At 61.7% G+C, this 25944-nt stretch carries 19 protein-coding genes; 9 read left to right on the plus strand and 10 right to left on the minus strand.

The window, feature by feature from the left end; all coding sequences use genetic code 11:
• Positions 1-203: 203 nt before the first annotated feature.
• Positions 204-1658, plus strand: a complete 1455-nt coding sequence (thiC, locus tag ACP_RS13160) for a phosphomethylpyrimidine synthase ThiC (RefSeq protein ID WP_015897824.1) — start codon at positions 204-206, stop codon at positions 1656-1658.
• A gap of 164 nt (positions 1659-1822) precedes the next feature.
• Complete coding sequence (locus tag ACP_RS13165; protein WP_015897825.1) at positions 1823-2071, plus strand: YtxH domain-containing protein; 249 nt, start codon at positions 1823-1825, stop codon at positions 2069-2071.
• Between the two features lie 74 nt (positions 2072-2145).
• Here the strand turns inward: ACP_RS13165 and ACP_RS13170 are convergent, their stop codons facing one another.
• From ACP_RS13170 to ACP_RS13200, 7 genes are all read right to left on the minus strand, one after another.
• Entirely contained in the window at positions 2146-4602 is a 2457-nt protein-coding gene (locus tag ACP_RS13170) for an ATP-dependent Clp protease ATP-binding subunit (protein ID WP_015897826.1), read from the minus strand.
• Between the two features lie 205 nt (positions 4603-4807).
• Entirely contained in the window at positions 4808-5602 is a 795-nt protein-coding gene (locus tag ACP_RS13175; protein WP_015897827.1) for an ABC transporter ATP-binding protein, read from the minus strand.
• Between the two features lie 169 nt (positions 5603-5771).
• A complete protein-coding gene (locus ACP_RS13180; RefSeq protein ID WP_052294812.1) occupies positions 5772-7157 on the minus strand; it encodes a zinc dependent phospholipase C family protein in 1386 nt (461 codons plus the stop codon).
• The gene (locus tag ACP_RS13185) at positions 7150-8382 is read right to left on the minus strand and encodes an ABC transporter permease (protein ID WP_015897829.1); all 1233 of its coding nucleotides are present in this window, start codon (positions 8380-8382) and stop codon (positions 7150-7152) included. Before ACP_RS13185 ends, ACP_RS13180 begins: the two co-directional genes overlap by 8 nt.
• Positions 8383-8411: 29 nt before the next feature.
• Positions 8412-10628, minus strand: coding sequence for a hypothetical protein (locus tag ACP_RS13190; protein WP_015897830.1), 2217 nt, complete (start codon positions 10626-10628; stop codon positions 8412-8414).
• A 59-nt stretch (positions 10629-10687) separates the two neighbouring features.
• On the minus strand, positions 10688-11455 hold the full coding sequence (locus tag ACP_RS13195; RefSeq protein ID WP_015897831.1) for a hypothetical protein: 768 nt from the start codon (positions 11453-11455) through the stop codon (positions 10688-10690).
• A gap of 98 nt (positions 11456-11553) precedes the next feature.
• On the minus strand, positions 11554-13404 hold the full coding sequence (locus ACP_RS13200; RefSeq protein WP_015897832.1) for a hypothetical protein: 1851 nt from the start codon (positions 13402-13404) through the stop codon (positions 11554-11556).
• A 74-nt stretch (positions 13405-13478) separates the two neighbouring features.
• Between ACP_RS13200 and ACP_RS13205 the strand changes: the two genes are divergently transcribed.
• Positions 13479-14738 (plus strand): VWA domain-containing protein, encoded by a 1260-nt coding sequence (locus ACP_RS13205; RefSeq protein WP_015897833.1) that lies wholly within the window; start codon positions 13479-13481, stop codon positions 14736-14738.
• A gap of 129 nt (positions 14739-14867) precedes the next feature.
• Here ACP_RS13205 and xylB read toward each other — a convergent pair whose 3' ends face one another.
• Positions 14868-16352, minus strand: a complete 1485-nt coding sequence (gene xylB, locus ACP_RS13210; RefSeq protein WP_015897834.1) for a xylulokinase — start codon at positions 16350-16352, stop codon at positions 14868-14870.
• Between the two features lie 162 nt (positions 16353-16514).
• Here xylB and ACP_RS13215 point away from each other — a divergent pair, with 162 nt between their 5' ends.
• Positions 16515-17066 (plus strand): NUDIX domain-containing protein, encoded by a 552-nt coding sequence (locus tag ACP_RS13215; protein ID WP_015897835.1) that lies wholly within the window; start codon positions 16515-16517, stop codon positions 17064-17066.
• A 73-nt stretch (positions 17067-17139) separates the two neighbouring features.
• On the opposite strand, the gene ACP_RS13220 is transcribed toward ACP_RS13215, so the two are convergent.
• Complete coding sequence (locus ACP_RS13220; RefSeq protein WP_015897836.1) at positions 17140-17850, minus strand: ZIP family metal transporter; 711 nt, start codon at positions 17848-17850, stop codon at positions 17140-17142.
• 102 nt (positions 17851-17952) lie between these two features.
• Positions 17953-18447 (minus strand): DUF4149 domain-containing protein, encoded by a 495-nt coding sequence (locus ACP_RS13225; protein WP_052294813.1) that lies wholly within the window; start codon positions 18445-18447, stop codon positions 17953-17955.
• 394 nt (positions 18448-18841) lie between these two features.
• Between ACP_RS13225 and ACP_RS13230 the strand changes: the two genes are divergently transcribed.
• From ACP_RS13230 to ACP_RS13250, 5 genes are all read left to right on the plus strand, one after another.
• Positions 18842-22270 (plus strand): TonB-dependent receptor, encoded by a 3429-nt coding sequence (locus ACP_RS13230; RefSeq protein WP_015897838.1) that lies wholly within the window; start codon positions 18842-18844, stop codon positions 22268-22270.
• Positions 22271-22430: 160 nt separating this feature from the next.
• Positions 22431-22928 (plus strand): response regulator, encoded by a 498-nt coding sequence (locus tag ACP_RS13235; RefSeq protein WP_015897839.1) that lies wholly within the window; start codon positions 22431-22433, stop codon positions 22926-22928.
• 192 nt (positions 22929-23120) lie between these two features.
• Positions 23121-25184: a heme lyase CcmF/NrfE family subunit gene (locus tag ACP_RS13240; RefSeq protein ID WP_015897840.1), complete on the plus strand. Its 2064-nt coding sequence runs from the start codon at positions 23121-23123 to the stop codon at positions 25182-25184.
• A complete protein-coding gene (locus ACP_RS13245; protein ID WP_052294815.1) occupies positions 25181-25657 on the plus strand; it encodes a cytochrome c-type biogenesis protein in 477 nt (158 codons plus the stop codon). Before ACP_RS13240 ends, ACP_RS13245 begins: the two co-directional genes overlap by 4 nt.
• Positions 25654-25938, plus strand: a complete 285-nt coding sequence (locus ACP_RS13250) for a hypothetical protein (protein WP_041839574.1) — start codon at positions 25654-25656, stop codon at positions 25936-25938. Before ACP_RS13245 ends, ACP_RS13250 begins: the two co-directional genes overlap by 4 nt.
• The last annotated feature ends 6 nt before the right edge of the window (positions 25939-25944 follow it).

Genomic DNA, 25944 nt, shown 5'->3' on the forward strand with positions numbered 1-25944 from the left:
GGGCTGGGTACTGTGATTGGTGTCACAGGGGCGGAGGAATTCAGGGATTTTGAGAAGAAAAGGAATGCAGACGATTCCGCGCTGACCGCATCGAAAAGACAAAGCCCCTCGGGCGAGCGAGCCGGGCGGGGGCGTTTATAATCCAGCAAAGATTTGCCTGAAGAGAGACGCAAGAGACTCCGCTCCCTTCGAGAAGAGGTGACATGGCTTCCAATCCGACACTTGAGATTCTGAAACCCCGCGCTGAATGGATCGTAAAGCGCAAAGCCGAAGCCCTGCGCACGGGCGACACCAACATGTCGCAGATGCACTTTGCCCGCAAAGGGCTGATCACCGAGGAGATGGCCTACGTGGCCAAGCGCGAGCAGATTTCGGTGGAACTGGTGCGCGACGAGATCGCGGCCGGGCGGCTGATTATTCCGGCGAACATCAATCACCCGGAGCTGGAGCCGATGGCGATTGGCATCGCCTCAAAGTGCAAGGTGAATGCGAATATCGGCAACTCGGCCGTGACGTCGAATATCGATGAAGAGCTGCGCAAGCTGCATATGGCCGTGCAGTTTGGCGCCGATACGGTGATGGATTTATCGACGGGCGGGAATATTCCGGAGATTCGCGACGCCATTTTGCGGCACTCGCCGGTGCCGATTGGCACGGTGCCGATTTATGAGGCGCTGAACCGCGTGAAGCGGCTCGAAGACCTGAACATCGACGTGTACCTGGAAGTGATTGAAGAGCAGGCCGAGCAGGGCGTGGATTATTTCACGGTGCATGCGGGACTGCTGATTCAGTATGTGCCGATGGTGGCCAAGCGCATCACGGGCATTGTGAGCCGCGGCGGCGCGATTCTGGCGCAGTGGATGACGCACCACCACAAGCAGAACTTCCTGTATGAGCACTTTGACCGCATTGTGAAGGTGATGGCCAAGCACGATGTGAGCTTCTCGCTGGGCGATGGCCTGCGGCCGGGCAGTGTGGCCGATGCCGCCGACGAGGCGCAGTATGCCGAGCTGAAGACGCTGGGCGAGCTGACGGCGAAGGCCTGGCAGAGCGACGTGCAGGTGATGATCGAAGGGCCGGGGCATGTGCCGCTGGACAAGATCAAGGAGCAGGTGGACAAGGAAGTGGAGTACTGCTTTGGCGCGCCCTTCTACACGCTGGGGCCGCTGGTGACCGACATTGCTCCCGGTTATGACCACATCACGTCGGCGATTGGCGCGGCGCTGATCGGCTGGCATGGCGCCTCGATGCTCTGCTATGTGACGCCCAAGGAGCACCTGGGCCTGCCGAACGAGAAGGATGTGAAGGACGGCATGATTGCCTACAAGATTGCGGCGCATGCGGCCGACATTGCACGGCACCGGCCGGGCGCGCGCGACCGCGACGACGCTATCAGCTATGCCCGTTACACCTTCGATTGGGAGAAGCAGTTCGCTCTCTCGATCGATCCGGAAACGGCGCGCAGCATGCACGATGAGACGCTGCCGGATGACTACTACAAGGACGCGGCCTTCTGCTCGATGTGCGGGCCGAAGTTCTGCTCGATGAACTGGTCGAGCAAGGTGGACGAGTTCAACAAGGAAGTCCACGGGCTCGAGAAGAAAGATCTCTCCGAACTGGTGACGCTGCAGGCGCAGCAGTTGCAGACGAAGAGCTAGCAGGATCAGAAGTGAAAAGGGCCGCTGCGGAGGGTGCTCCGGGGCGGCCTTTTTTATTTGGCAACCTCGGAGGCAGCGGGTGTATCTGAATAGAGGAAAAAATCCGTGGTTGCGGGGCTGACTGCAGTTTGCCTCCGCGGCCGATGCAAGCCAAGGAGAAGACTATGAACAGCGTGAAGGTCTGGACAGCATTTTCCGTGGGAGTGGTTGCCGGCGCATGCGTGGCGCTGCTGTATGCACCGCAGAGCGGCGAGCGGACGCGGCGTCAGATTCGCCGCAACGTGGAAGACGCGGGCGATTATCTGCGTGAGACCGCGGAAGAAGTGCAGGAGCGCGCGCAGGAGTATGTGAAGCGCGGCCGCGATGTGGTGGATGATCTGGTGGAGTCGGCTCGCAAGACGGTGAAGGCGTAGCGCGGCAAGGTCAGTTCGCAGAATAAGAAAAAGGCCCGGCGGTTGCCGGGCCTTTTTGCGTGCTCAGAAGGCGGTTAGCTGTAGAGCAGGACGCCTTCGGGTTTGGTGTCTTCGCCCTCGCGCGCGACGGGGCGGTAGAAGAGCTGGTTGTTGTCGAGGTAGACCTCAAGGAAGGCCGGACGGTCACTGATGTGGCCGGCGATGAGGGCCTCGGAGAGCGGGTCTTCGACGTAGCGCTGCAGTGCGCGGCGCAGGGGGCGCGCTCCGTAGCTGCGGTCGATGAGCGTCTTCTCGAGGATCCACTTCTTGGCCTCTTCGTTGACCGAGATGGTGATGGCCTTCTGCGCCAGATTGGCATTGAGCTGCTGCACGAGCAGTTCAAGAATCTGGATGAGGTCGGCGTCGGTGAGCGACTGGAAGATGATGATCTCGTCGATGCGGTTGAGGAACTCGGGATTGAAGGTGCGCTTGACCTCGTTGCGCACGAGATCTTCGACCTTGTCCATGACGAGCTCTTCGCGGTCGCTCTGGAAGCCGAGGCCCTGCTTGCGCTGCAGGTGCCGCGCGCCGATGTTGGAGGTCATGATGATGATGGTGTTCTTGAAGTCGACCGTGTTGCCGAGGCCGTCGGTCAACTGGCCATCCTCAAAGACCTGCAACAGGATGTTGAAGACATCCGGGTGCGCCTTTTCGATTTCGTCGAGCAGCACGACCGAGTAGGGCGAACGTTTGACGCGCTCGGTGAGCTGGCCGCCTTCCTCATAGCCGACGTAGCCCGGAGGCGAACCGATGAGCTTCGAGACGGAGTGCTTTTCCATGAACTCCGACATATCGAAGCGGATGATCGACTTCTCGCTGCCGAAAAGGAATTGCGCGAGGGTGCGCGCGACCTCGGTTTTGCCAACGCCGGTGGGGCCGAGGAAGAGGAACGAGCCGATGGGCCGGTGCGGCGACTTGAGGCCCGCACGGGAGCGGCGGATGGCGCGGGCGAGGGCCGAGATGGCCTTCTCCTGCGAGATGACGCGCTTGTGCAGCTCGCCTTCGACGCGCAGCAGCTTCTGGGTCTCTTCTTCCTTGATCGAAGTGATGGGCACGCCGGTCCAGCGGCTGACCACGTCTTCGATGTCTTCGCGGCTTACGATGCCGGCGGTGGAGTCATCGAGGTGATATTTCTCGCGGAGGGCGCGCAGGTTTTCGCGCTCCTTGCGTTCCTCGTCGGAGTAGAAGCGCGCCTTTTCGAACTCGTGGTTCGCGATGGCGTTCTCCATGCGGTGGACGATGAACTTGATGCGCTTCTGTACCTCGGTGATCTCCTCAGGCAGCGAGGTCTGGCGCAGCTTGACGCGCGCGCCGGCCTCGTCGATGAGGTCGATGGCCTTGTCGGGCAGGAAGCGGTCGGGAATGTAGCGATTGGAGTGCGAGACGGCGAACTCGATGGAATCATCGGTGTAGCTGACCGCGTGGAACTTCTCATAGCGGTCTTTGATGCCCATGATGATCTTGATGGCATCCTCTTCATTGGGCGGCGGCACCTTGACGGCCTGGAAGCGCCGCTCGAGGGAGCGGTCTTTCTCGATGGACTTGCGGTACTCGCCGGGCGTGGTGGCGCCGATGCACTGGATTTCACCGCGCGAGAGGGCGGGCTTGAGGATGTTGGCCGCGTCGAGCGAGCCCTCGGCCGAGCCTGCGCCGACCAGCGTGTGCAGCTCATCGATGAAGATGATGGAGTTCTGATTTTCCATCAGCTCTTTCATGATGGTCTTGAGGCGCTCTTCAAACTGGCCGCGGTATTTCGTTCCCGCGACGATCAATGAGAGGTCGAGCGCGAGCACGCGCTTGTCGGCGAGGAAGCTGGGCACGTCGCCGTCGGCGATGCGCTGGGCCAGCCCCTCAACGATGGCGGTTTTGCCGACGCCTGGCTCGCCGATGAGCACCGGATTGTTTTTGGTGCGGCGGCAGAGAATCTGGACGACGCGTTCGAGCTCCTGATCGCGGCCGATGAGCGGGTCGAGTGTGTTGTCAGCCGCGGCCTGGGTGAGGTCGCGCGAAAACTCGGCCAGCAGGCTGGATTCCCGGTTGCGCTGCGCGGGCGGCGCTTTCTCCTGCGTGGCGCGCGCCAGCTCTTCGCGAATGGCGACGAGCTTGAGGCCGCGCTCCTGGAGGATTTCAGCGGCGAAGCACTTTTCTTCACGCAGCAGGCCGAGCAGCAGGTGCTCGGTGCCGATGTGCTTGTGCGAGAGCCGCTCGGCTTCTTCGGCGGCGTAGGCGAGCACGCGCTTGCATTCGTTGGAGAGCGGCAGGTCGACGGAGGTCGAGACCTTTTCGCGAATGGTGGTGTGGCCTTCAATCTGCTTGCGAATCGACTCCACTGACGCGTGGGAGCGAAGGAAGCGATTGGTCAACGCTTTGTCCTCGCGCAGCAGACCCAGCAGCAGGTGCTCGGTCTCGATATAGGGCGAGCCGAACTGGCTGGCCTCATACCGTGCGAAAAAGATCACGCGCCGTGCTTTTTCTGTATAGCGTTCGAACATGTTCCCCCTAGGGAAGAAGCCCGCCGGACCCATGGGCTGCGAGTCGTGGTTCGCAGCTTCGGAATTCGCGAGACTCTTCGTGACTGCTCGTCGTCCCGGGCCTAAAAAGTTGGCCAAAGTGTTGGACGACCGGAAGGTTGAATGATCAACCCATTACAACGAAGGCATTGCCTCTATTGTCCGCCTTCGGCGCTGCTCTGTCAGGTCAGACTATCGGCTGGTTGGCCGAGTCTGGTGAGAATTCGGTCAGGCGGCCCGAATTGAGCCGCAGGGTCCTGGTACAGCGGGCGGCCAGCATCATGTTATGCGTGACCAGCACCGAGGTCAGGCGGTGCACGCGATGCAGCCGCTCAATGAGTGCAAACACCACATCCGAGGTTTTGGCATCGAGGTCTCCGGTGGGTTCGTCGGCGAGCAGGATGCGTGGCTCGGTGACCAAAGCCCTTGCGAGCGAGATGCGCTGCTGTTCGCCGCCGGAAAGCTCGCCGGCGCGATGGGTGGCGCGGTCTGCTAACTCCACCTCGTTGAGCCATTTAGAGGCTTTTTCGAGCGCGACGGCCTTGGTTTCTCCGCGTGCCAGCAGCGGCATGGCGATGTTCTCAATCGCCGTAAACTCGGGCAGCAGGTAGTGAAACTGCCAAACGTAGCCGATCTGGCGGTTGCGGAAGCGGGCGGCCTCTTTGCCGCTGAGCCGCTGCACCTCGACTCCTGAGCAGAAGACCTCGCCGCTTGAGGGCGCGTCGAGCGCTCCCATCATATGCAGCAGGGTGCTCTTGCCTGCTCCGGACTGGCCGACGATTGCGAGCATTTCGCCCTCGGCAACCTCCAGATCGAGGTTGTCAAACAGCACCAGTTCTCCGCGCCCGGTGGTGTAGGCCTTGCGCAGGTTAATCAACTGGATAATAGATGGATGCGCGAGGGGGGCCTTCGGACGCAGACTGCCAGCCGGGACGGCGGGGCCGGGCGGCGTCGCAAAGGAGGAAGAGTTCACCGAATCCATAACTACGTCTAGCACTCCGGGGCGGAAAAAGGGAAGCGTGATGAGAGCAGTTCAGGAAATACGGTGAACATTTCTGCATTTTTTTAGTGCCGCCGCTCCCTGCTGGTCGCGTCGGCTTGTGGCTGTGGCTCCGGCTCCGGCTCCGGGCTGCACCCTTTCCTGAACTGCTCTATTGCGTGAGAGTGGAAGGCTCTGAAAAAGCGGGACCGGTTTTGTTCCGGGACGGGCTTTGCGCCGAAAGATTGCGGATATAGGCCAAGTGAGCGGGCAGAGCGGGCTTCTGACGAAGCAGGGCGAGGTCGGCCTGGACGCGACGCCACTCCCGGCGGTGCTTTTTGAGCGTGTCGGGCGCGTTGGGGTTGGCGTAGTAGGCCAGCACGCTGTCTTTGAGAGCCTCGGGCACGTGGGGCGCGACTCCGGGCCGGGTGATGCGGTCGAGGAGTTTGGCGTAGGTCTTGTCGGTGAGGGCGTAGCTGCCGGGAAAAGATGGGAAGCCGGTGTCGAGGTCGAGATTGGGCAGCGAGAAGTTGCGGACTCCGACGCGGCCGATGGTGCCGATGAGGAAATCGTATTCGTCGACCGCGTCGTTGACGCTGTAGATGTAGCGCTGCTCGGTGGCCTGATTGGGGCCGCGAATGGAGAGGTCAGAGAGCGAGCCGACCTTGGGCACAATCAGGATGAGGAAGGCGTAGAAGCGGGTGCTGAAGCCGATGTGGTGTGTGCGGAAGCGCTGCCAGTGATTCTGCTGACCGGCGGTTTGGAGGCGTGCCTGGAACTCGCGGAACTGGGGCGTGTTCACGTCAGGCGGCATGCGCTTGCGGTGGAGCAGCACCTCAGCGTAAGCCACACGCGTGAGGAACTGGCGCACGGAGCTGCGATATCCACGGAAGGCAACGCGCTCGTTGCCGAGGACGCTGCGCAGGCTGAGGCCGTAGGTCTCGTAAAACGCCTGATTCATGAGCCGGCGTGGCACGTACATGCCCACGCTGCGCAGGTAGGCGGTGGGGGCGAAGCGGTCTTTGGAGAGCTGGTCAATGTCAAAAGCAAACTCGGTGCGGACGTGGCTGTGCGGGCTGTCTTCGTAGGTGATGATCTTGCCGTATTGGCGGTGCAGGCCCGGGAACTCGATGGCCACGGCGGGATTGACGGCGTAGCTGTGGCCGATGGCGTCGCCCACGTAATGGGAGAGTGCGCCAAGGGCGAAGGCAAACTCGTCCACGTTGCGGGAGTCGCGCAGGAGCGCGGTGACGAAGGCTCCGGTGCGGACGTAATGGGTGAGATCGCTGAAGAAATCTTTGCCGAAGGGGTAGTAGCCGGCGTCCTGAATGGTGGAGCCGCCGTAGGCATAACCGTGTGCGATGCGGAGGCCAGTCGCCGTGGTGTGTGGGTAGCGCTTAAGGAGCAGGGGCTTGATGGCGGGGTCCCAGGCGAGATCAATGATGCTTTCGTGCGTGAGAAATGAGTAGGCGCGGCTCGGGTGCGGCGCAAAGAAGAACAGCAGCGCGCAGAGGACGGACAGATTTCTGAAACGGCGGCGGAACGTTCGATTATTCATAGCGCAGCGCTTCGGCTGGCAGAACACGCGCCGCCGAACTGGATGGGTACAGTGTGGCGATGAGCGAAACTCCCAGCGAAAGGGCTGCGACCGCCACTCCGTCTAGGATGCGCGGAGCGAACGGAAGGTAGTCAATTGAATAGACTTGCGCGTTCAGATGAATGAAGTGGTAGTGCTGGCCGAGCAGCGAGATGGCGTAGCCAAGAATGAGGCCGAAGAAGGTTCCAATGACGCTGATAAGCAGGCCCTGCAGCAGAAAGATGCGGCGCACCTGGCCGGGCTCGACGCCCATGGACATGAGCACGGCGATGTCTTTGGTTTTTTCCATGACCATCATGGTGAGCGCAATGAGGATATTGAGCGCGGCCACGCAGACGATGAGGCCGATGATGATGAAGGTGACGACCTGCTCTTCCTGGAGCGCGGCGAAGAGCTGGCGGTTCTGCTCCATCCAGTTGGTGGTGGAGAAGCCTTTGCCGGCGGCCTTTTCAATTTGTTGGCCGATGGCCGGGGCCTGGTAGAGATTGTCGATTTTGAAGGAGATGATGGAGATCACGTCCGGCTCGCCGAAGAGCGCCTGGGCGTCTTTGAGGCGGATGAAGCCGAAGCTGGAGTCGTACTGATAGAAGCCGGAGTGAAAGATGCCGGCGACCTGAAAGCGCTGGTAGCGCGGCACGAGTCCGTAGGGCGTGAGGTCGCCTTGAGGGCTGGTGACGAGCACGGTGTCGCCGACGCTGGCGCCGATGGTGTCGGCCAGGTCAGAGCCGAGCACGATGGGCGGCGTGGCGCTGCTCTCAGGGTCAGAGAGCGCGACGCCGCTGCCGTGGGTGAAGTCAGAGAGCAGGTTGCTGACGGTACGCTCGTCTTTGGGCACGATGCCTTTGAGCATGGCTCCGGTGCCGCGCACGCCGTGGGAGATGAGCACGGGATCGTAGAGGCCGGGTGCGGCGGCGGTGACGTGCGGCAGCTCGCGCAGGCGTGCGAGCAACGGCTCCCAGTTCTGGATGCCGTCGCTCATGGTGCGGGTGAGGTCCACATCGGCTGTGGAGCTGAGCAGGCTGCCCTGCAGGTCGCGGCGCATGCCGGTGGTGATGGAGAGCGCGATGATGAGCGAGGCCACGCCCACGGCGACGCCCACGACCGAGATGGCCGTGATGACGCCGACGACCGCCTGACGGCGCTTGGCGCGCAGGTAGCGGGCGGCGATGAAGAGCTCAAAGCGCATGACGGCGGTCTCTCGTTCTCACAGGCAGACTAGTGCGCCAGCGTGCTGGCGGTGGCGGCGTTGCCGTTGCGGTCATGAACGCGCACGGTGATGAGATGCTCGTTCGGGTCAGCGACTTCGGGCGAGACAGCGGGCGGATTTTTGGCCAGCGGCACGTAGAAGTCGTAGTGCTCGGTGAGATTGTCGGAGATGTGTCCGACGGGCTCGATGTATTGCCAGCGGCCGGCGTCGAGTGAGAAGACGGCCCTGGCGACGGGAGAAACCGGATCGGTCGCGGTGAAGGTGACGTGCAGGCGGTTGCCGTCGCGCTGGGCGCGCAGCGCGGTGATGGCGGGGGGCGCGGTGTCCACAAGGAACTGGTCGCTGACGCGCGAGCTGGTGAGGGCCTCACCGGGATTGTGCGAAGGTGCGTCGCTGGCGACGACCATGACGCGGTAGCGGCCATTGGGCAGCAGCGATGCCGGGAAGGTGAACCAGGTGCGGCGGGTGCGGCGCTTGAGAGGCATCCAGTTCTGCTCGCCGGGCGCGCGGTAGTAGAGCGAGTAGACGAGCGTGTCGCCGTTGTCGTCATGGGCGCGCCAGCGGACGGTGATGTCCGCGCGGTCAAGGAAGCCGGCGAGCGGGCCGTTGGTGGAGTCGCCGCCGGAGCTTGCGTCGTTCTGCTCCTGCGAGGGGAAGTTGACGGTGACCTGCTGCGGGCCTTGCTGTTCCAGAGCTGCCGCGTTGACGCGTACGCCGGGGGCGATGACCACTTCATCGACGACCGGGGCAACGTTGACGGGCAGATAGTTGATGCCGACGGAGCTGACGCTGGCTCCGGGCTGCAGGACGAGCTTCCATTGGAGGAAGCGGGAATTCTCAACGCCGAGGTTGCCGCTTGCATGGCCGAGGGCGACCGGGTGCCAGTCGCTCCAGGCGCGGGCGGGATTTTCTACATTGCCGGTGCGCGCGTACAACTGGACGAGCGATGGGGTGGTGGTCTCGACCTCGGCGCGGCCCCACTGGGCAAAGACGCCCGCGTCGAAGACATCGCTGACATAGCTGCTGTGCGGCGCGGCACCGTTGCTCAGGCGGTAGAGCTTGCCGGCGTTGGCGGTGGCGACGTAGAGGCCATCCTTCGTGGCGGCGAGGCTGGTGGCCTGCGAGGCGTCAAGGTGCGCGATGTCTTCAAACTGGCCGCTCTCGTGAATGCGATAGATGTGGCCACTGTTGCCGCTGGCGGCGATGAGGCCGTCTTTGCTCCAATGCAGAGCGTAGACGATGTCGTTGTGGCCGCTCCAGAGCACGCGGGGCGCGCCGCTGGGGGCGATCTCATAAATCTGCGTGCCGTCAGGGATGAGCGTGTTGCTGCTGGCAGCCTGCACGGAGCCTGCCGTGACAATGGTGATGGTCGCGGTGACGGTGCTGCCGGAGCCGCTGCTGGCCGGCAGCGGGGGAAGCGTATTTTTGCCCTTGCCGCCGACGCCTGCCGCGTAGATGGTGCCGTTGGGCGCGACCGCGAGGGAGGTGATTTCCTTTTTGGGCGCGTCGTAGATCACATATGCCTTGCCGCTCTTGCTGATGCGATAGACGAGGCCGGAGCCGTCAGAGCCTGCGATGAGGTCGCCGTTGGGCGCGAAGGCGAGGGCGCGGATGTGCGGCTCGTCGCTCTGGTAGAAGAGCGTGGGCTGGCCGCCGGGCGCGACCTTGTAAATGGCAGCGGGAGCGCCGGTCGCGATGTAAAGGTCACCATCCGGGCCGAACAGGAGTGCCCAGATGTACTTGGGATTTCCCTTGATTTTGGAGGAGTCGAAGACCACCGTGGCTTTGGCCGCGGATTGGTTGGGTGTATCGGGCGCGAGCTTGTAGACCTTGCCGGAGGGCATGGTGGCCGCGTAGACGCTGCCATGCGGGCCGACGGTAATGGCCTGCACGCTGAGATCCTTGGTGGTGAAGAGCGTGGTGGATTTGCCGTCAGGCGTGACGCGGAGCACGCTAGCGGGCGAGCCGGTGGCGAGATAGGCGTTGCCCTGTTTGCCGGCCGCGACGCCCCAGACGTAGGTGGAGGGCGTCGTGTCGATCAGCTTGCTGGCGGGGCCGGGCAGCAGGCGTCCGTCGCTGGCGATGGCCGCGCCGTGGGGCGTGCCCCCTTCGAGTCCCTGGTAGCTGGACTCGGTCCAGAGTTGCGTGCCCTGGGCGTGGAGGGTGGCAGCAAGCGAGACGAGCGCGAAGCCAAGGAGGGATAGGCGAGCCAGACGGCGAATCATGCTGCGGCTAGTTTACAGGAGCAGCGCTAACTCCATCCCCGTCAGCAACCTGCTACCGGTTAGAGCCACCAGCCTGGAAGGACTCGCCGGGCCACGGCACGAATGCCGCTTTTGACGATCTGAGAGGGATGCTGATAGCCCTTCGCGCGATGTGCGGGATGACCCACCGGATCGACGTTGAGTGGAAACCGGAACACAATCCGATGATTCTCTTTGAGAGCATCCAGCTTCTTGTAGTAGATGCCTTCCATGTGAGTTTCCGATCCGGTTTCCAGATCCTTGTAGCACTCCTGCAGATAGGCACGGTAAAAGTCGTGCTTGAAGAGGATGATCTGGGTCGTCACATTGGGGTGGCTGTGACGCTTGGTCAGGGAGCGCCAGGCGCGGGTGTCCGCAGCCGCGTCAAAATTATCCGGCAAGCGATCGAGCAGCTTTTTCAAAGCGGGAAAAGTAAACCGGCCGGAGATTTTAATCATGTGCGTGGTTTGATCGCGCAAACGGCTCTGGTTCAGACCAAGGTCAAGCATGCGCAGTTCCGCATATCCGTAATGGCCGCCCGGCGGATACCAGTTGCAGTCGAGGCTGATGAACTCCACGTCTTTATTGAGCGGATTTTCGTCCCGGGCAATCTGCTCCAGTTCATTCAACGGGTAATTTGAGTTTTCAATGAACAGGATCTTTTGCAGTCTCTTATCCGGATGCTTCAACCAGTAGCGGAGCGCTGATTTGTAGTCCTCCAGACGAACCGACGGCTGGTTGCGCTGCAGCGGGTAGTGGCCCGCGCTCGGGTCGATGCAAGCAGTCATGACGAGCAGATATCTGTTCATAGACGGAGATGGCCCTTCTGTGTGCGGACGGAATATTTGGCGCGCTGCGGCTGCGGAATCAGGGTTAGTTTACACAGCTTCGTTTCATCCACCACCTGCTAATCCACTACCTGCAGCGTGATGACCTGTTTGCCGCTGAGCATCGCGTGAACTGGCAGAGAAGTGACCGGGATGGCCGACTCGCCGTGGAGGGTGAGGGCGTGGTCCTGTCGGAGCGGGTCAAGCACGTTAGCCATGGAGATGGGCAGCGCGGGCAGGGTGCGGCCGTCGAGCGCGGCCTGTGTCTGCGGCGCGAGCAGCGTGACGTAGAGGCGGTCGCTGGGGTGGTCGCTGTTGAGCTGCGCAATGGTGGCGGCGACGCTGAGGGGCTGCTTGTTTGCGGCGGTGGGTTGCAGCAGTTGATCGAGTGAAGGGCCATCGCTGAGGAAGAGGCGCACCGGGCCGGGCGGCAGTGACGTGGGCAGCGTGACCGGGATGCGGAGGTTGCGAATCTCTCCGTGCCAGGGCAGCAATGAGGCCTCAAGTGTGACGGTGTCGCCGGCGTGCACGATGGACTTGTCAGCATGCGCGGCGATGAGCGAGGCGGTGAGGCGCTCGGGAATCTGCTCGATGTTCAGATCGACCTTCTGGATGGGTGTGCGGCGGCTGGCGTTGTCGTAAATCTGCGTGAAGCGTGCGCCGACGGTGAGGGCGGCGAGCAGATTGGCGGCAAAGCCGCTGGTGGGCGCGACCAGATTGTCGAGATGCAAGGCCGGATAGCCGGCGAGTTGGACGGTTCCGGTGACGTGGTAGCTGGCCTGCGAGGTGTAGCTGTTCTGCTGCATCAGGCCCTGATAGACAGAGACCATGACGGCAAGGGGCGTGAGCTGGGGCTGGTCGATGACATGCAAATGCAGCGTTTGCGGCGTGGCCGTGCCGGGACCATCGATATGGAGCGTGACCGGGATGGTGCGAGCCTGCTGGCCGAAGACGCCGAGAATGGCTGAGGCGCGGTCCTGGGTGATGGCTCCAATGGTCTGGGTGGTGTTGATGATCTTGAAGGAATTCATGGGCGAGGGCAGCGTCGCGAGGACCTCTGCCCGGGTCATGGGAATGGAGACGGAGCCGTACTGCGAGATGGGGTGGCCGCAGGCGAGCATGTGATGCGCGTCCACATAAGTGACGGTGCAGGTGGCGGAAATCTGCAGGTCGCCGCTGACCATCACAGCGCTGACGGCGTCGCCGGGGCGCAGCGGGCCGGGATCGCTTGCATGGCTGTCAGAGCCGCCGCCGAGCGCGGAGACATCGGTCATGCCGAGGCCGCGGGCATGCTGCTTCCAGAACTGGAGCGCGGCCGGGCTGAAGCCGCTGAAGTTGAGGGGCGTCTCGATAGGCTCAAGCGTGCCGCCGCCGGCCGCAGTGGGTGTGAGACCTGTGGTGCTTTCGGTGGCATCGCCGGGCAGGTTGTCACTTGCCAGTTGCATGTCGGCGACGGGCGAGGCGGGCTTGAGGTCGCGGACCTCGAGCATTTGCTGGATGGGGGTGACGCCGCCGATGGGCTCCTTGCTGAACTGGCCGATGCGGTAGGAGAGCGCGCCGACGAGCTTGCCGTGCACATAGACGGGGCTGCCGCTCATGCCGGCCACGACGCCGGTGTAGTCGGGCTGCTTGCCTTCGAGGCGCACGAGAATCATGTCCTGATGCGGGCCGAGGGCATCGTGCAGCAGGCCGAGAATCTCCACGCCCATGGGCTGCGGCCGGGTGCCCTGAAAGACCGTGTAGGCGACGCCCTGCAGGCCGGCGTGAATCTGGCTCAAGGGAAAGAACGTGGTGGTGGCCGGCGGTTGGGGCGGCAGCGCGGGGCTTTCGGCGGGGCTTTGGGCGGCGCGGGCCGGAATCACGGAAAGGAGCGAAAGGCCGAAGAGGGCGAGGGCCGCGCGGTGAGCGAATCTGGTGAAATACTGCGTCACAACAACAGAGTAGCCGGTTGTACTCTTGCCGGGAAGCGGTGGCCCGTCTGAGAATGCGTGCGAGGAGTTTTCCGATGCTGCGCCGGGAGCGATTTTTGCCGGGGATGGTGACTGTGCTGGCGGGTTTGCTGCTCACCGCAATGCCGTTGCATGCCCAGTACGACCAAACGGCGACCTCGCCCGGCACTCCGCCGGTGATGGCTCCTAAAGCGAAGCCGGAGACGAAGCCCCGGCCGCCCGAGGCGAAGGCAGCGAAAGCTCCTGCCGCCGCAGCGCCCGGGTATCCGCCGGCACCGGAACTGGGCGGTCCGGAGGCGGACAGTGGAGCGATTGCGATTCCGCGCAGGGTGACGCCGCCCGCGCCGCCGGGGAGCGCGCCGGAGGAGATGGTGAAGAATCCGCCGGGCCTGCAGCACCTGGCGCTGCGGGTGAACGCTTCGCTGGTGAATGTGGATGTTGGCGTGGTGCTTGCGAAGACGCATCATTTTGTAGCGGATCTGCGGAAACAGAATTTCGAGGTTTTTGAGAACGGCGTTCCGCAGCAGATTGCGCATTTCCGGCAGGTGCAGGCACCGATCACGGCGGTGCTGCTGCTGGAGTTTGCGGCGACAAACTACAACTTCATTTATGACATGCAGAATGCGGCCTATGCCTTTGCCAGAGACCTGGGGCCCGACGACGAGATTGCCGTGGAGACCTTTGACATGCACACGCATCTGCTCACCGACTTCACGCAAAACAAGGCACGGGTGATGGATGCGCTCGATACCCTGACGATGCCGACATGGACGGAGGCGAATCTATATGACGCGCTCTACACCACGCTTGACCGGCTCGCGCGCGTCCAGGGGCGCAAGTACATCATTCTGGTGGCGTCGGGGATCGACAGCTTTTCGAAGATCAACTATGACCAGGTGCTCGACAAGATCCGGCAGACGCCGGATGTGACGATCTTCGCGATCAGCACGGGGCATTATGCGCGGCTGATGGCCGATGGTTTTGGGGGGATGAGTCCGCTGCTTGAGTCAAAATTTCTGATTGCGGATAACCAGATGCAGGCGTTTGCGCGGATGACCGGCGGACAATACTTTGCGCCGCGTTTTGAGGCGGCGATGCCGGATATATTCGCCGAGATCAACGGCCAGATTCGGAATCAGTACGAGATCAGTTACATTCCCACGGATCGCAAGATGGATGGCACTTACCGGCGTATTCAGGTGCGCCTGGTGAATAGCAAGGGGCGGCCGCTCATGATTGTGAATCAGAAGCACCGGCCGCTGCGGTATGCAGTGGTTGCGAAAGAAGGGTATCGCGCGCCCATGCCGGTGCAGTGACAAAGACAGTTCTCAGTTGTCAGTCCGCAGTTGTCAGTGGGCGAATTGCCGAGTCCACGAAGGGTTGTCTGGCCGGAAGCAGACGTTTTGCGCCGGGCCGAGGGTGCGGCCCGGCGCAAATGGAAGTGCTCAGGCGTGGATGTTTTTGAGCGCTGGATAAACGGCGCGGAAGGCCTTGTAGGCGCGCTCATAGCGCTCGACGGCGGCCGGTTGCGGCGGAATCTGCTGGGCGACGTGAATGCCGGCCTTGCAGGCTTCGTCGAGATTGGCCCAGGCGCCGGCGCCGACACCTGCGAGCAGCGCGGCCCCAAAGGCTCCGCCCTCTTCAGCAGTGAGCACATCGACGGTGTGGTTGTAGATGTCGGCCTGGATCTGACGCCATAGCTTGCCGCGCGCTCCGCCGCCGCCGAGGCGCACGCCTTTGACGGGGATGCCGAGTTCGGCAAAGAGGGTGAAGGTGTCGCGCAGCGAGTAGGCGACGCCTTCCATCACAGCGCGCACGAAGTGGTCGCGAGTGTGGTTGGCGTGAATGCCGACGAAGGCCGCGCGCGCTTCCGGGTCGAGATGCGGCGTGCGTTCTCCGAGCAGGTAGGGCGTCCAGAGCAGGCCCTCGCTGCCGGCGGGAATGTTGGCCGCGCCGGTGGTGAAGTCATTGTAGTCCACGCAGGGCGAGAAGGTATCGCGGAACCAGCGCAGGGAGAGCCCGGCCGCCTGCGTGACGCCCATGACGTGCCAGCGGCCGGGGACGGCATGGCAGAAGGTGTGGAGGCGTCCGCGGGGGTCGCGCGTGGGGGCCGCGGTGGCGGCGAAGACGACGCCGGAGGTGCCGATGGTGGCCGAGACGGAGCCGGGCTCGAGGATGCCCATGCCAACCGCGCCCGCGCCCTGGTCGCCGGCTCCGGCGACGACGGGCGTGCCCTGCGGAATGCCGAGAAGCTGCGCCGCTTCGGCGGAGATATGGGCGCAGACCTCGGGGGACTCGAAGACCTCAGGCAGCCAGGACTCGGGAATACCGGCCACGCGCGCGACCTCGCTCGACCAGCGGCGATGGGCGACGTCGAGCAGCAGCGTGCCGGAGGCCTCCTGCACGTCGATGGCGTAGGTGCCGGTCATGCGGAAGCGGACGTAGTCCTTGGGACAGAGCACGTGCGCGATGCGGGCAAAGATCTCGGGCTCGTGGTCGCGCACCCAGAGCAGCTTGGTGAGCGTGAAGTTGGGCAGCGCGGGATTGGCGGTGAGCTCGATGAGTTTTTCACGGCCTGCTTCGCCGCCGCCGAACTGCTCATGCAGCCAGTCGCACTGCGGCTGCGTGCGCTGGTCGCACCAGATGAGCGAGGGGCGCAGCACGCTGCCATCCTTGCTGAGCATGACGGCGCCGTGCATCTGGCCAGTGAGGCCGACGGCATCAATTTTTACGCCGGGCACCTGGGCGAGCGTCTCGCGAATGGCCTGCTGCGCGGCGCGCCACCAGTCGTGGGGGTCCTGCTCGGCCCAGCCGGGCTCAGGGGAGCGGAAGCTCTCGTGTTCGGCCGAGGCCGAGGCGACCAGCTCGCCGGCGGGGCTGACGAGAACGGCGCGTGTGCCGCCCGTACCAATATCAAGACCTAGAAACACTGCGGAACCTCCAACCTAGTAAATCGATGTAGTGGACAGGCACTAGATTACCGATTCCGGAGGAGAAACGGGAAGCGAAGAAGTGACCGGGAAGTAAATTTGAGGGAAGGAAGTTCAAAGATCCTTGATGAGGCGCATGAGTGCTGCCGCTAGGATGGGAGCATGAGCACGGAAAAGAGCATTCGGACGCTGGAGAGCCGGGAAGTGTACCGCAACCACTGGATGCGGCTGCGCGAGGACCGCATTGAGCGCAGCAATGGCGTGGAAGGTATTTACTCCGTAGTTGATAAAGACGATTGCGCGGTCATTATTCCGATCGACGGCGACGATGTGTACCTGATCGAGCAGTTCCGGTACACGATTCAAGAGCGCTGCATGGAGTTTCCGCAAGGCGGGTGGGAGACCCCGGACGTAGATGCCGAGGAACTGGCCCGGGGCGAATTGCGCGAAGAGACCGGGCTGGTGGCCGAGACGATGATCAGGCTGGGGATGATCTGGATTGCCTACGGCTTTACGAAGCAGCGGCAGTTTGTCTATCTCGCGACGGGGCTCAGGTTTGAGCAGACTGATCCTGACCCGGAGGAGCATGACCTGGAGCTCAAGAAGGTCAAGATCGCCGATCTCGAACAGATGCTGCTCGACGGCACGATTGAGGACTGCTCCACCATGGCGGCGTGGGGACTCTACCGGCTCTGGAAAGAGCGGCAGGCGTAGGCTTACTGGAGGAGTCAGAAGAAAAAGCCCGCAGTAGATGCGGGCTTTTCTTATGTGGCGCGAAGGCGATGCCCTAAACCGCTGCGATGGCGCGGATGGCCAGAAACAGGCCCACACCGAGGAAGAAGACCAGCGCCATGCGAGGGCTGGGGTCGCGATTGACTTCCGGGATCAGGTCAGAGGCCGCGACATAAATGGCGACGCCGGCCGAAAGCGGGAGTCCGGCATAGACCCAGTGCGGCACGAGAGCGATGACCAGCACTCCGGCGATGGTGGACAGGGCGAGAGAGAGGGCCGCGCCCATGGCGGCTCCGCGCGTGCGCCCCGAGGCCAGCATGACGGATGCGACCGTGAAGCCCTCCGGCATCTTGTGCAGGATGACGGCGCCAAAGATGAGCCAGCCGAGGGTGTTGGAGATGACAAATCCCGAGGCGATGGCCACTCCATCAAAAAAGGCGTGCGCCGAGAGGCCAACCAGCACGGAGATGCCGGTGTGAGAGTGGACGGCGTGGGTTTCCTCGCCGAGATGAAAGTGAGACGTGATGGTGTGCTCGACCAGGTGAATGATGCAATAGCCGGCGAGCACGAGCAGTGGGGCCCAGCGCGCGGAGAATTTCAGACTCTCCGGCAGCATGTCGAGCAGCGCCACCGACATCATGAAGCCCGCGCCGAGGGCGATGAAGTAGCGCAGCATGCGGTCTTCCCACCGGCGATGCACCAGAATGATGCCGCCGAGCAGGTTGGCCGAGGCCGCGAGGGTGCCGAGAATCAGGGATTGAAGCATAACGTTCCAACGTTAGTTCTCAAGCGCGGCGATGCAGAAGCCATCGCGACGCATTGAAAGACAATCCTCCATCCTAGCAGGAGGAGATGCCGCCAGAGTGGCTCAGGCTGCGGGAGATTTACTGCCCGAGGCCCAGGCGACCGCAGCGGCCGAGATGAGACCGGCGACGAGCACGCCGCTAAAGACATTGACAGAGAGCGCGTGCAGGCGGTCGAAGTCCTTGCGGTAGGGATTGGCCGGGGATGCCGTCTCGATGGCTCCGCCCGCGCTGATGCGGTCGGTTTCCATATGAGGAATGATGACGAACTGGGAGTAGGCGGTGAGGCCGATCATGACGGCCACCAGCACCATGGGCGCGACGACGTTGCGCGCAAAGGCCCGCAAGCGCTGCGCGGCAGCCAGCAGAATGAGCAGCAGCACGCCGGAGATCAGCCCTTCGTTATGCAGAATGCGCAGGCACTTGCCCACCACGGTGCCGGCCAGATGGGTGTCTGGCAGGGAGCCGAAGGCGGTGGCCGCGACGATGGGAAAGAAGAGCATTCCGCCGACCCAGAGGATCAGAAGCAGGAAGATGAGAGCGCGCAGAAGAGTTCGCATGGGTCACCGGCCAGGGAAAATCGAGGTCTTTAGGAACACAGGGGAGGCAGATGGGCCGGAACCTATACGAAAGCCGCAATGCGTTGCCGGAACCCTCAGCACTCCACGAGGTTGATTGTAAAGGGGAGCGGATTCTGGCCGGCAAGACAGGACGGTATTTCAGAAAACAGTAGGGCGGAAGCCTGAAAAATATGGAAATCGGGATTTTGTGCTGGAAATTGTACCTGCTCCAGATCTTTAAGAACTTTTAACTTAATGGAAATACAGGAGTTGCTGGCATGTGGTTGAGGTTTACCGATTTGGAACCTGCATTGCATGCAGAGGTATCAGTATTGAAGTACTCCCCACGGGTGTGTCTACAGACAAGAGATGCGGGAGATCTGGAGGTAGTTGGATGAATCGGAAGTTGCTCAGAGGGGCAACCCTGGCGCTGGGGCTGATGGTTGGAGCCGCGCCAATCCTGTTTGTAGGTGGAGCGACGCCTGCATTCGCGCAGAATGCCACCACGGGCGCGTTGACCGGTGTTGTGACCGATACGACCGGCGCTGTGGTTCCAAACGCCAAGGTGACGCTGACGGATATAGCGACCGGCGCAAAGATTAAAGTTTCGACGAACGCCGAGGGCCGCTTCACGGCCGCGCTGCTCAAGCCGGACACCTACAACGTGGTGGCTTCGGCACAGGGGCTGGCTTCGACCCCGCAGGCGGTGAGCGTGCTGGTGGGCCAGACGCCGACCGTGACTCTGCAGGTGACGCCCAATGCGGGATCGACGACGGTGACGGTCTCCGCACAGGCTGCGCAGCTTACCGATACGCAGTCTCCGGCATTGATCACGACCTTTACGGAAAAGCAGATTCAGAATCTGCCTGCACCGGGCGGCGACATCACGACGGTGGCCTTCACGGTTCCGGGCGTGGTGGTGAATGCCGGCGGTTCGTATGGCAACTTCAGCGCGGATGGTATTCCGGGCACCTCGAACCTTTATGTACTGAATGGTTTTGACGATGAGGATCCCTTCCTGAACCTGAACAACTCGGGATCGAGCAACCTGACGCTGGGCCAGGGCGAAATCGCCGAGGCCTCGGTGGTGCTGAACGGCTACAGCTCGCAGTATGGCCGCGCAGCCGGCGCCATCATCAACTACACGACCAAGTCGGGCAGCAACCAGTTTCATGGCGAAGCCAACTACTACTACAACGGCGACGTGCTGAACGCGAACGACTGGTTCCGTAACAATGCCGGCCAGGGACGGCCGCGCGCGGTTTCGAATGAATGGGCAGCCAACATTGGCGGACCGATTCTGCACAACAAGCTGTTCTTCTTTGCTGATTATGAAGGGCTGCGCTATGCGCTGCCGGCTTCGGGCGATGCGGTTTTCCCCACGCAGGCGTTCCAGAACTACATGCTGTCGCATGTGCCGAATGATTCGGTCTCGCTCTATAAGCAGGCTTTCAACCTCTACAACGCGTCACCCTCGCTGGCCTCGGCATCGCCGGTGACCACGGGCAACGGTCCGCTGCAGGATTCGTCTGGAACCTTGGGCTGCGGCAATTTTGCCGGCACCACCTACAATGGGCAGACCTTTGGCGTGGATACGCCGTGCGAACTGGCAGCGCAGGGAACGGCCTCGTCGATTAACAAAGAATGGCTCTTCACCGGCCGCGTGGACTGGAACATCAGCAGCAAGCAAAAGCTGTTTGGCCGCTACAAGATGGATCGCGGCACACAGCCGACGTACACCAGCTTTGTGAATCCGGCGTTCAACACCATTTCGAGCCAGCCGGCGTATGAGGGCCAGTTAAACGATACTTATTCGTTCACGCCAAACCTCACGAATCAGTTTGTGTTTGCCGCCAACTGGTACACGGCGTATTTTGGACCGGCGAATCAGCAGCAGGCGCTGCAGACCTTCCCGACCTACTGGGCTGTCTCGGACGGCGCCATCAACGCTGGAGCTGCCAATGGTGGCACCTTGGGCGCACTGGGCACTCCTTACTATTTCCCCCAGGGCCGCAACGTCACCCAGTACCAGTTTGTGGATGACCTGACCTGGGTGAAGGGTCGCAACACTTTCCAATTCGGCTACAACTTCCGCCGGAATGATATTTCAGATTACGACTCGCAGCAGATCGAGAATGGTTTTTACGATTTTCTCGACATGCGGAACGTAGCCAATGGCGTATTGTCCTACCCGATTCCGGGCACGACCAACACCGCGCAATCGCTCTATTTGCAGAATTTCTCGACGAAGCCGACCGCTTATCTGGCTGTCTACAACCTGGGAGCCTATCTGCAGGACCAGTACCAACCGACCTCGCGGCTGCACCTGACGCTGGGCGCACGCTTTGACCGCACGGGCAATCCGCTGTGCAACAACAACTGTTTTGCCCGCTACAACGGAACCTTTCCGCAGAGTGATACCACGGCAGCCTATAATGCGGCGATCTCGGACAACCTGGCGCATCCGTACCCGAATATCGAGTCGGTGATCTTTCAGCCACGGTTGGGCTTCAATTACGACGTGACAGGAGACGGCCACACGGTAGTGCGCGGCGGCATTGGCTTGTTCGCGGATCTTCCGCCGGACCTCATTCTGGATAGCCTTATTCAGAACTTCCCGAATGTGTACGCAGCCACGGTGCAGACGGGCGATGTAGCGGACGCCAGCTCGCCGACCAGCGCCGGCTACTATGCGACGCAGTCGGACATCCTGCTGGAGAATGGCTTCGCCAATGGTGCGACCGCCACGCAACTTACCAATGAACTGGGCGCGATCAATGTGCCGTTCACGCCTCCGAGCATGGTGCTGACGCAGAATCGCTGGCGCGCGCCCAAGTACCTGGAGTGGAACCTGCAGGTGCAGCACCAGTTCAACCGCAGCAATGCGCTGATTGTGGGCTATGCGGGCAACGAAGGCTATGACGAAATCATTCAGAATCCCTTCCTGAATGCCTACGGTTTTGGCAGCCTGCCGAGCACGGCACCGGACAGCCGCTTTGGCGCAGTGGCCAAGGTGGAGAATGAAGCGAATTCCAACTACAACGGCCTCTCGGTGACGTGGAAGCATGTGGACAACCATGGGCTCACGGCCGACGTGACCTACACCTTTAGTCACGCACTCGACGATGTGTCTAATCAAGTCGGCGAGAATTACAACAGCAGCTCGATCTATGGTCAGCTCTCTCCCCAAGGAATCGGCACGCTGAACTATTCGAATGCCGACTTCGACATTCGCCACAGCCTGGTTGCGGACTATACCTACCAGGAGCCGGAGTTCCACAACCATGGCTGGCTCTTCAATGAGGTTGCGGGCGGGTGGCTGTTTGCTGGCAAGACGTACTGGCGCAGCGGCCAGCCGTTCTCGATCATTGACAGCGGTCTGGTGCAGGGCTCGTTCTATCCATTAAACGGACAGGCTCAGGTACTGGCAGCGCTCATTCCGGGCCAGACGTTGCCGCACTCCTGCACGGGTAATGGTATCGACAAGCCCTGCCTCTCGACGTCTCAGTTTGAGTCGGCGAGCACGCAAACCACATTTGGCAACATTCGCCGCAACTCGATCTATGGCCCGCACTATGCGGATTCGGATTGGGCCTTGAGCAAGCAGTTTGTGACCTACAAGGACTTCAACTTCAAGCTCGGCGCGTATGCCTTCAACGTCTTCAACCACCCGAACTTCGGGCTGCCTTCCAATGACGTGGCGGGCGGTTCGATCGGCAGCAGCGGCAATATTCTTGCACCGCCGACCAGCCCCTATGGCTCGTTCCAGCAGGCTGGCGTGGGTGGACGCGTGCTGCAGGTCTTCGGCAAGATCACCTTCTAACGCTGAAGAAAATCGTTTTTTGATTGCGGGACGGCTTGCAAGCCGTCCCGTTTTTTTGTATAGATTCTGGGGAACGGTTTCCGCCTGAGGTGCCGATATAAGCGGCAGCGGTGTCTTATGGAAGCCATTCTTAGGGACAGGCGGCAAGGCCCAAAGAGAGATGCAACGCCCAGCAGTAGCAGAACAGGCAACCCGCCGGGCGCAAAGCACATCGACCATAGAGATAGATTGCAAGGGCCCGTGTACACCGCGAATTTCCCAGGATGCTTTTGAGGCCATGACAAACATACTGCTGGTAGATGACAACGACATTCAGGCAATGACCCGCAAAGCGGTTCTCAGTCGATCAGGAAAACAAGTGATGGTGGCCAACAGCGCACCGGTGGCGCTGGAGATGCTGGGAGACCCAGGGTTTTCCTCCCAGTTGAGCCTGGTGATCACGGACCACATCATGCCCGGTATGCACGGCCCGGAATTTGTGCAGAACCTGCGTGCTGTGCTTCCCACGGTTCCTGTACTGGTGCTGAGCGGGCTGCCCGATGCCATGGATGCCTATGAGGGGCTGGATATCGTTTTTCGGCTGAAACCGCTGGCTCCTGAGGAATTAATTCGGCTTGCCAACGAGTTGCCCCAAACCGCGATGGGCCGCACGGCGTAAGCGGTCAATCTCAGCCTTCTCAACCTTTGAGTGGATGCCGCCGGCGTGCTTGCGCGTGCATAATAGGTGGGTTCTTCCATTCTGCAGACCGGGTTGCATGAGTCCGGAAAGTTGGCCGGTTCTGTGCGGTGCGTCACATTGCGCGTTTGAAGCCCGACGCTACACTCTGCAAGAATGTCATTTGAGTCCACCATGCCCACATTTGGCAGTTTCGCGCTCCTACTCGCTCTCGCGCTGAGCGCCTACAACCTGCTTGCAGGTGGTATTGCGCTTCGGCAACTTGCCACTGGACGACGTGGCAGGATATCCCCTGAAAAACTGGCAGAGACGGCCCGCCGCGCCGGCATTGCCAGCTTTGTGGCCGTGAGCTGCGCCGCCTTTGCGCTGGTGTGGGCGGCCTTCACCAACGATTTCTCGGTGTCCTACATCCTGCACCACTCCAACCGCGCGCTGGCGGCCCCCTACAAGTTTGCCGCGCTGTGGTCAGGGCAGGAGGGCTCGCTGCTGTTGTGGGCCTGGCTGCTGGCCGGCTACGGCTTTGTGGTGCGCCTGCGGCACAAGGTGGATGTGAAGCTCTCGGCCTACGCCTCGACGATTCTGGCGGCGGTGCAGGTCTTCTTCCTGATGGTGGTGAATTTTGCCGCGCCTCCGTTTGCGCTGGTGCAGGGTGCGGTTCCCGCGGATGGGTTCGGGCTGAATCCGCTGCTGCAGTATCCGGAGATGGTGATTCATCCGCCGATGCTGTACCTGGGTTATGTGGGCTTCAGCGTGCCCTTTGCGTTTGCGCTGGGCGCGCTGATGATGCGGTATCCGGGCGAGAAGTGGATTCACATCACGCGCCGCTGGACGATGGTGACGTGGCTGTTTTTGACCTGCGGCATCTTTCTGGGCATGCACTGGGCCTATGAGGTGCTGGGCTGGGGCGGCTACTGGGGCTGGGACCCGGTGGAAAATGCTTCGCTGATGCCATGGATCGCAGGTACGGCCTTTCTGCACTCGGTGATGATGCAGGAGAAGCGCGGCATGATGAAGAGCTGGAATGTGTGGCTGATCTTCTCCACCTTCATGCTCTCGATTCTGGGCACGCTGCTGACGCGCAGCGGACTGGTGAGCTCGGTGCATGCCTTTGCGCAGTCCTCGATCGGCACATGGTTCTGGGTATTCCTGGTGATCGTGATGGCGGTGTGCCTGTTCACCTACATCCTGCAGCGCGATCACCTCAAGAGTGACCACAAGCTGGAAGCGCTGGTATCGCGCGAGTCGAGCTTTCTCTTTAACAACGTCGTTCTGCTGGCCGCCTGCTTTACGGTGCTGTGGGGCACGCTGTTTCCGGTGCTGTCAGAGTTTGTGCAGGGCAACAAGGTGACGGTGAGCGCGCCTTTCTATGACCGGGTGGCCGTGCCGATCGGGCTGTTTCTGCTGTTCTTGACCGGCATTGGCCCGCTGCTGGCCTGGCGCAGCACGTCGCTGCGAAGCATTCGCAAGAACTTCATTGTGCCGGCGGCGGTAGGCGCGGCATTTGGTGTGGCGGTGATGTTCGTGGGCGTGCATCCCTGGGTGATCTTTCAGGGAGATACGGGGCCGTTTTATTCGTGGGTGACATTTGTGCTCGCGGCCGCGGTGACCACGGCGATTGCGTCGGAATTTTTTCGCGGCGCGCGGGTCATTCAGCGGCACACTGGCAAAAATCTGTTTGCGGCTGTGGTGCAACTGACGCGCCGCAACACGCGCCGCTACGGCGGCTACCTGGTTCACTTTGGCGTGGTGGTGATCTTTATAGGGTTTGCCGGATCGGCGTTTAACCAGAGCAAAGAAGCCGAATTGAACTTCAAGCAGAGCATGACGGTCGGGCCGTACCGGCTCCAGTGCCTGGACTACTCCGAAGACACGAACCCGAACTATGACACCGAGTACGCGCTGCTGAATGTGTACCGGGACGGCAAGTTCATCACGCAGCTTGATCCCTCGAAGCGCTTTTATGAGGCGAGCCAGCAGGTGTCGACCATTGTGGCCAATCGCTCGACACCGCTGTGGGACCTGTATGTGATTTATGCGGGCAAGGACGATCAGACGGGCCAGCCGATCATTCGCGCGTTTCTGAATCCGCTGGTGATGTGGATATGGATTGGAGTGATCATCGTGGCGCTCGGCACGCTGCTGGCTCTGGTGCCGAATTCGCAGCCCGCCAGCGCCGTGGAGCGCGGATCGCGGCAATCGGAGCGCGAGCTGGCACCCGCGAGAAAGGCCGGCGTATGAAGAAGCGCATGATGCGTGCCATGCAGTTCCTGGTGGCTCCGGCTATTGCGGCGGTCATGATGATCTCGATGGGCGCCTCGACGGACGCGAGCCGCGTGAGCAACCTGAGCCAGCAACTGATGTGCGTTTGCGGATGCAACGAGATTCTGGGCAACTGCAATCATGAGAGCTGCCCTGACTCGCCGGTGATGCTTGCCGAATTGCGTAAGGATGTGGCCAAGGGGATGAGCGATCAGGCCGTCTTCAAGGCTTTTCAGGCCGAGTACGGAGCCACGGTGCTGGCTGCTCCCATGCTGACGCGGTTCAACGTGGTGGCGTGGGTGATGCCGCCGCTGTTGCTGGTGCTGGGAATATTTGGCGTCATGGCGCTGGTGCGCAAGTGGCGTCTGCGGTCTGCTCCGGTGCCCGCGCCCGCAAATGTGCAGCACTTTGATCAACTGCGTGACCGTATTCGGAAGGAGACCGACCTATGAGCCTTGTTGCCTGCGTATTGTTGCTGGTGGCCAGCATGGTATTCGTCTTTTATCCTGAGCGCCGTGTGGCCGCGCAGCGCCAGAAGACGCGCCTCGAATATCTGCGCGAGCACCAGACCGTGCTGTATGACAACCTGCGCGATCTGAATTTTGAGAACCGCGCCGGAAAGTACTCCGAAGAGGATTACTCGGCGCAGCGCGCACAACTGGAAAACGAAGCCGCCGAAGTGCTGGCGGAGATCGATCTGCTGGAAGCGCGTCTTGCCTCGCGCCCTAGCTAGCCCCTG

This window comes from Acidobacterium capsulatum ATCC 51196 (assembly GCF_000022565.1).
GTDB classification, from domain to species: Bacteria; Acidobacteriota; Terriglobia; order Terriglobales; family Acidobacteriaceae; genus Acidobacterium; species Acidobacterium capsulatum.